We start from the raw sequence: 7,927 nt of genomic DNA, 5'->3' as shown, positions 1-7,927 counted from the left end.
AACATTGAGAAATTAGGCTTTTTAATAGAAAAAGTAGCATTCATAAACAATGAATACAGTTTAACTCTTCAATTCTATTTTCACAGATTCATATATTCTTCTAAAGTCAGTTTTTCCTTATATATATTTTCAGCAATATCTCCTACATAGCGAATATGCCAAGGTTCATATGCATAACCCGTAATACTTTCCTTCCCCTTAGGATAACGAATGATAAACCCTGCACGATGCGCGTTTTCTTTCAGCCATTTTCCTTCCTTCGTATTCGCAAAGGATAGCTCTAGTTCATTGTTCGCACTTTTAGAAGAAACATCCATCGTTAACCCTGTTTGATGTTCGCTATGCCCTGGCTTTGCAGAGAAGCGATCCGTATGCTCTTGCCCTTTCTTTTTAACATTGTTGGCATACAGACCTTTTTGATACTCATAGGAACGAAATCCTGAAACAGCATTCAACTGGATCCCATCTTGCTTAGCTAAAAGGAATAGTTTTTCTAACGCTTCCGCTGCTTCTTTACGAAGATGACTCTTTTCTACCGTTCCACTAAATGAGAACGGTACATTTGGTACAACTAAATCCTCTGGCATATAGTCTTCGGGTAAACCATATTCCTTATTTACTACAGCCTGTATACTAGCAAAGGAACTTGCTATCTTATTTGAAGTCCCATTTTGCTTACTATTTTTTTCTTTATTTATGGAGTTTTCACTAGTTTCATGGTTTGTCTTATATGGTTCTTTACCAATAGATATATTGGTGTAAATGATAAAGATACCTAGCATTACTACTATACAAGTTAAGGTTCCTACTAATTTAAGTCTCATCATTCATTTCCTTCCTGCAACTCCTACTGTTACTCATTCATCATACTTCAACCATATCAAATCCATATTAATTCCTTGTGAACTTTTCTTCATAACGCATTCCTTAATAGATTGATAGTATATCTTCCCGTTCTTTTGATACCCTTAAAATATCAGCTCTATTTATACATGTAGAAAAATAATCTAAAGATTTATATAATAAGATAAGAAGTGTAGCATTCTGTTATAGAAAGGTCTTGGTATAATGCTAGGCATTGATGTCAAAAAAACAAAAGAAGAGTTAATTATTTCATGGCAATTTGCGGAGGTCACGATTCCATTACGTGATGTRATTGAGGTTACMGAAGATGCTACCTATGCGGGYGTTGAAGAWCCWAGTGCAATYCGTATYGGAACAGCATATGGGACAACKGAYCGYATWTTAATYAAAACWGTAAAACAAAATTATGTATTATTTACTACGAATAAAGTGTCGATTTTAAACGCAATTCACGCGTAACAATGAGTAGATAAACGCGCTTAAACAAAGTTCAAGTGAAATAAAAAGGTGCAAAGTCATAGAATTGACTTCGCACCTTTTTCTATATTTGTGAGGGTAGCATGTAATTGATGCCGCAGAAATTGGGATGCAAAATTGCATCTTTAATTCAGATATATTAATAATAAAGATGAACTGCTCAACATTTTTCTTTTAAGTTAGTATTTCAAACCCTAGCTACCTAAAGAACTCAAGTAAACGTATCTTAAATCCTTTTAAGTGGCACAAAAAGCGTCTATGTAGGCGCTTTTTGTATAAGAAAACACCTTATATGCATAAGATGTTTTCTTATTTCATCTATCTAGAACTTCTCTATTTGAACTGTAAAATGTGGCTTGAATTTTACTTCGATTGTTTTGTTTTCTACGCCGCCTTGGACATATAATGAGTCATTACGGGTATAGATTCGTTTCGCCGAATGTATCTTGGTTTCAAATATGCATTTATTTTTGTAATACAATTTTAATTCCACAGTTTCYTCGTAATAACACATAATCATTACTAATTCAAATCCTAATTTATCTATTTTATTATATCTATATGCACCTGCACCAGGAATAAAATAATCTTCTGGTTCACTCTCGAATATTTCTAATAATTCGTATTCATCATATTGAATATTCATTTTAACAACTCCTTTCGTGAATGGGCTTAATCTACTTTATTTATAATATTCACGATTTATTAGGTACAACGGAAACAACATCGCCATTATCATTCAATACGACTCTAACATCTTTCCCATCGTATTGCCATAGACCAGGTTTATTTCCTGGTTTTTTAGTAGCATACTTAATTGTTTCTTCTACTACGCTTGGTGTTACACCTCGCGGATCAACTTTTTTTAATTCCTCCATATATTCTTTTGATCCGAATGTGTAACCATTCCTTTCAGCTCTTTCACGTGCACGCTTCGTAAGTTCTGCCCGAACCTGAATTGTATCAGGTGCCATTCTTTCAAGAGCATGTTCAGTATACTTACGCCCATCAATGACCCCTCCGCCTCTTGGCATACTCCATCCAATCTCTTCAGTTACCTTTGATACTTTTCCTAAATCCTTCGCTTTTTGTTCTAACTCACCATATTTACCGAATACACGTCCAATACCTTTAGGAGCCCCACCAAAAAAAGTAGAAACGGTTCCCCATACATAATCATTTTTGTCATACTCTCTATCAGTGAAATATTCTTTGCCGTTAATGAGTTGTAGCCCTTGTTTGATTTGCCCAATAACTGGCATGAAATCAAGTGACATCGATCCAAGTTTATTTGTACGCTTCTGTTCTGCCAAAAACTCTTCCATTTTTTCAGGTGGTACACCAAAATCTTTGAGGCGAGTAGATAAACCATCCATGTTTCCAACATTTTTAGCTATATTAGACGTATCTATTTTATAGCCTGAAATCTTATTAGCAGAGTCCATAATGTTATTGGCAGCATCTAATCCAGACATGATATCTGTATGCAAGGTTGGGAATGCTTGTTGAGCTTCTGCAACATGCGTTGAGACACTATTAATTAGTCCATCAGCCATTACTGCTTGTTTATGAAGTGATGCCCCAGCTTTTTGTATGGTAGAAAACTTGGCTTGGAGCAACGGACYTGTAAACAGTGTGGCCATGTCATTCAAAGTAAAGCTAAACTACGTCTAAGTCTCTGCCCTAGCTGTTACGAACACCAAGTAATTATGAATCAATTAAATGTAGAATTTAAGAATTTTAAATCCACATGTATTATGGRAATGTACGCCGATTATGTAGATTCAAAAAGATGGATTTCATTAAGTGATGCAACGGAATTAACGATTAAACACCGAGCAGCTGCTGACTGTTTTGCTGTCCTGGAATTATTACAACAACTCAAAAATAAGCAAATAGATTAAAATACTGTAAATAGGACTAAATTATTAACATAAAAAATAAGCACATCTTGTAAAAAAACAAATGTGCTTATTTTTTAATTTTTATGCATTTTTACGTTTTAGGAAAATCACTCCACCAACAATTAATAATAATGCACCTGCAGCCATAGAGATCCAACTTGTAAGGTCAGCGCCTGTTTGCGGTAACCATCCAATTTTAGATTGAATTTCTTTCTTAGGTTGTGGTTGCTCTTTAGGTTGCTCTTTAGGTTGCTCTGATGTTGGAGTATTTTTATCTTGATTCGGCTGTTCTGGTTTAGGTTGTTCCGGTTTTACCTCTTTGAATTTCACTGTTTGTCCCTTATCTTCAAATTCAGCGTGAATAGCTACTAAAATATTATCTTGATACAGTTCTTCAAATACTACTACTTCTTTACCTTGTAATGCAGAAGCATTAAATGTGAAATCTAATGTGATAAAACCATTTTTTTCTTTTGCAGTAAACTTAGATTCTRCTGTTACTTCTTTATCATCAACTAATAATGGTTTGTTTGTTGCTTTATCCATTAGTTTACCTTTTACAACGTACTCTTTACCCACGATTAAGTCTTTGTATTCCACTTTATCTTGGATTGTTACAGATTTAGAAGCGTCTAACTCTTTAGAACCATCAGCTTTGTTTGTAGCAGTTGTTTTTACTGATGGCTTAACGAACTTAACTGTTTGACCTTTATCATTGATATCAGCATGTGTAGTAACAACTTTTCCGTCTTTCAGTAACTCTTCGAATACTACTACTTCTTTTTCTTCTAAACCAGTTGCATCAAAAGTGAAATCTAGTGTAATAGAACCGTTTGCTTCTTTTGGTGTAAACTTAGTTTCAGCAGTTACTTCTTTACCATTTACAACTAATRGTTTATTAGTCTCTTTATCCATTAATTTACCTTTTAAAGTGTACTCTTTACCTACTTGTAGGTCTTTGTATTCCACTTTATCTTGGATTGTTACAGACTTAGAAGTGTGCATTTCTTTTGTACCATCGGTTTTATCAGTAGCTGTTGTTTTTACTGATGGAATCTTTTCATCTTTGACAATATGTTTAATKATTTGACCATTCTCTTTGATCTCAAAAGAGAATATTTCTTCATTCAATACATAACCTTTTGGTGCAACAGTTTCTTTATATGTGTATTTTCCAAATGGTAACTTTTCAAACTTCGCGATACCTTTATCGTCTGTTTTCCCTTTAACTACTTCTTTTCCTGCTTCATTATAAATAGTAAACTCTGCATTCGGAAGCTTATTGTTTCCATCAGCTACATCAACTTTTGTAATTTCTAGATTACCTTTGATAAGATGATTAACTGCTAATAGCTCAATAATTTTCCCGTGTTCCTTTATTTCGAACACAATTGGTTCTGTAATAAGAACGTAACCATTTGGAGAAGCCTTTTCTACAAATGAATATTTACCATACGCTAAATCTTTGACGTTAACTTCACCATTTTTATCTGTCTTATATTCCCCAATTACTTTCCCGCTTGCATCTTTTAGCTCGAATACTGCACCTTCTAATTTTTTACTGATATCTTCATTATCTACTTTTAGTAATTTCACACTACCTTTCACTTCTGTATTTTCCACTGTAAAAGTAAGTGTTTTATTGTGCTCTTTAATTTCAAAAGGATACTTTGTTTTATTTCCAATATATCCATTAGGTGTTTTTGTCTCTAAGAAATAATATTTACCATACGTAAGACCATCAACATTTGCAATTCCATTTTCTTTTGTTACTACTTTTTTCACTTCTTTTCCATCTTCAGTAAAGACCGTGAATTCAACATTAGGTAACATCTTACCTGAATCACTAAGTTTTTTTATTTCGATGTTACCTTTTACTTTGTTGTTTACTACTTGAACAGCTCCTATTTCCCCTGTCTTAACTTCAATAGTTTGTGGTTTATTACCTGAAACATAACCTGTTGGTGCTTTAATTTCTTTTACTGTGTAGGTACCAATTGGTAGGTTATTTAATTCTGCAGTACCATCAGCACCCGTCGTGATTTTTCCAACTGATTCATTATTTGCATTAAAGACTTCAAATACTGCACCAGCTAATATTTCTCCATTTTCCCCAACCTTTTTAATTTTTAAAGAACCAGCTGCTTCCCAATTTACTGCAAGGTCACTACTAAGCTTTTCCTCATTTCTTTCTAGTAGCACTGTAGCATTCTGAACAGTATCAGTACCGCGATAAGCAATTGCTTGAACTTTAGTTAAATTTGCAGCAACACTTAGATTAAATTCACCTGTTTTTGTATCTTTAGGAATTTGGATACGGAATTTTTCCCCAAGTGAAAGCTGATCTTTCACTTCTCCATTTTCACTAACAATTTTAACTCCATTAGGTGCATTTTTCGCTACTACTTTATAAGAACCACTCTTAGCATTTGTTTGTACTGTGTATAGGTTTGTTTCAAAAAACTCACCCTTTAATTCTGCCTTTTGCTTTTCAGCAGGAATCACATTCATAAAAATATCTTGAGTATCTTCACTTGTATTTGCAGCATTAATAATTGTCTTAGCCGCTTTTTCAACATTTTTATTTTCATGTTTTAATTCATTTACATCAAGTTGACCTAATGCATTCCAAACCGCAAGCTGAGTTGCATAATGTGCTTCATTCTTATTAGCTACTCCCAGTTGTTCTATRCTTTTTTGTGGGAAACCATTTAATAGAACCCTATATACTACATTATCTGTTTTCCCCATTTCAGGAAGATCTTCACCATTTGGTGATTTTAARCCWAGAGTTAAACAATAAGCAATTTGACCGCTTGAATTTTTAATAATTTCAGTTCGAATGTACTTACCTAAACTGTTGCTATAACTCCAGTTCATTGAATACTTTTCATGCGTCATAACCTCCGCGTTTGCCTTCGGTAGAAACACATTAAAGAATAATGCTAGTACTGATAATAATGCAAAAACTCTTTTAACAACTCTTCTCCCCAATTTTAAAACCTCCCTAGATAAAATGAATCTGATGTATTATTCAAATATTTAAAATAATCACAACGAAGATATTTCATATTATAAGACATAAAGTTACAAATATTATATTATTTTTACAAATTATTTATTTTCTCAACATTCACTATAAATTATAATATTAAAACATTTCATTTCACAAAAGTAACAATATTAGAATACCTTAACAAAATAAGAAACTTGGTAAAATACTAGAATAACGGTAGTTGGAGTACGGAAACGGTTCTTGGCATGAAGGACCACTACAAAGATATTTTCAGATTGAATATATGTATTAATAATGAAATTTTATTGCATTTACACCTGCAATGTTTATATAAAAGATAGTAAATTATGTTTTTATAGGATTTTTTCTATTAGTTTACTGGAAATTTGCATTATTATGTGACAATAAATATCATTGTATTTAATATAAAATGATATAAAAAAAGGGGTACGTAGATAATTATCATAACTTTCAATCGATTAATTATACTAAAATTAGTATTAAGAATATTAGTAAAAAAGTAACAACGTTATTACAAAGTTCGAATATTGGTCTAAGTACCCTAGCATCTCAATGGTAACCTCTTGAATACTTTTACGTTTTTAAATAAATTAAAATAACAAAAAAATAATAATTTTTAATTTTTTCTTTGTAATTTAATAAGTTGCATGTTAATATGGCGAAGGTTATAAAATGGATTTCGCCATACACAATGTTTTTTCGGAATATTCACTCCAGAGAAACGTAACTATTTCAGTAATTTGCTTCATCTTTTACCTATACAAGGGCTACTTTCAATTTTTTTGTTCATAAGTAAAAGTAACTTTTTATTCTATCTTCCTCATCGATTTTAATATAAATGGTAAAAAAGCACTTTTTCAAGTGCCCTTCCTTTTCTTTTTTAAAGATAGAAAATCTAATAAAATCAAACACCTAGATTAAACACATACATAATCCTACTTACAAACTCTCAGAGAGGTATAAACTATGGGAATTCCTACACTATTATTAAATACATTTATTATTATTATTTGTATCCTTAGTTACCAAGTATTTTGGCTAGAACATAAAGAAAAAATGGCATGTAATAATATATTAATTTCTGTACTTTCCTCCATTGCAATTATTTTTTGTATGACTTTTCCTTTTCATTTACACGCTGGGTTCATTTATGATTTACGTTTTATTCCCATTATATTAGTTTTTCTATATGGAAATACAAAGAGCATTATTTGTATTGGAGTTTTATATCTTTCTTATAGATTTTACTTAGGTGGAAGCGGAGTCTTCCCATCATTTATTATCTTTACTATTATTTCTGTTATTACAATCATGTTTCGTTACTTGTCACCTACTTATTTCAAGGAAAAGAAGATATTATTAAGTATTCTACTTATTTTGATATGTACAACTTCCCTTTCTATCTGCGGTATTGTAACGCAAATAAATACAGGTGGTAAAATTGACTCTACTCTCATTGAATTTTTATTCAATTATATAATCATAAATATTTTCACAGTATTATTATCAGTTTATTTAATAGAAGGAATGATCGAGAAATATAAAATAAAAGAAAGAATGCAAAGAGCAGAAAAATTTTATATAGCTAGCGAACTAGCTGCATCGATCGCGCATGAAATTCATAATCCACTGACCACGGTACATG

General features: G+C 32.0%; 6 protein-coding genes and 1 pseudogene. 3 read left to right on the top strand and 4 right to left on the bottom strand.

From position 1 onward, the window contains the following. Window positions 1–80 precede the first annotated feature (80 nt). On the bottom strand, window positions 81–824 hold the full coding sequence (locus tag AC1DJR_RS11740) for a M15 family metallopeptidase (RefSeq protein WP_033709884.1): 744 nt from the start codon (window positions 822–824) through the stop codon (window positions 81–83). Between the two features lie 244 nt (window positions 825–1,068). Between AC1DJR_RS11740 and AC1DJR_RS11735 the strand changes: the two genes are divergently transcribed. After that, on the top strand, window positions 1,069–1,323 hold the full coding sequence (locus AC1DJR_RS11735; protein WP_477002669.1) for a SunI/YnzG family protein: 255 nt from the start codon (window positions 1,069–1,071) through the stop codon (window positions 1,321–1,323). Between the two features lie 340 nt (window positions 1,324–1,663). On the opposite strand, the gene AC1DJR_RS11730 is transcribed toward AC1DJR_RS11735, so the two are convergent. Continuing rightward, window positions 1,664–1,987, bottom strand: coding sequence for a hypothetical protein (locus AC1DJR_RS11730; RefSeq protein WP_131245397.1), 324 nt, complete (start codon window positions 1,985–1,987; stop codon window positions 1,664–1,666). A 49-nt stretch (window positions 1,988–2,036) separates the two neighbouring features. Then, on the bottom strand, window positions 2,037–2,897 hold the full coding sequence (locus tag AC1DJR_RS11725; protein ID WP_429687558.1) for a hypothetical protein: 861 nt from the start codon (window positions 2,895–2,897) through the stop codon (window positions 2,037–2,039). 39 nt (window positions 2,898–2,936) lie between these two features. Between AC1DJR_RS11725 and AC1DJR_RS11720 the strand changes: the two are divergent. After that, a pseudogene (locus tag AC1DJR_RS11720) lies at window positions 2,937–3,245 on the top strand (3'-5' exonuclease); the annotation flags it as partial. 81 nt (window positions 3,246–3,326) lie between these two features. Here the strand turns inward: AC1DJR_RS11720 and AC1DJR_RS11715 are convergent. Then, window positions 3,327–6,239 carry a VaFE repeat-containing surface-anchored protein gene (locus AC1DJR_RS11715; RefSeq protein ID WP_477002668.1) on the bottom strand — a complete coding sequence of 971 codons (2,913 nt, stop codon included), beginning with the start codon at window positions 6,237–6,239 and terminating at the stop codon, window positions 3,327–3,329. A 1,009-nt stretch (window positions 6,240–7,248) separates the two neighbouring features. On the opposite strand from AC1DJR_RS11715, the gene AC1DJR_RS11710 reads away from it, so the two are divergent. After that, window positions 7,249–7,927: LytS/YhcK type 5TM receptor domain-containing protein (locus tag AC1DJR_RS11710; RefSeq protein ID WP_477002667.1), on the top strand; the 679-nt coding region annotated here is incomplete at its 3' end.

Source organism: Bacillus sp. 05T31 (assembly GCF_056396725.1).
The sequence above is the reverse complement of the archived record's forward strand: the minus strand, read 5'-3'. Positions and strand labels throughout refer to the sequence as shown.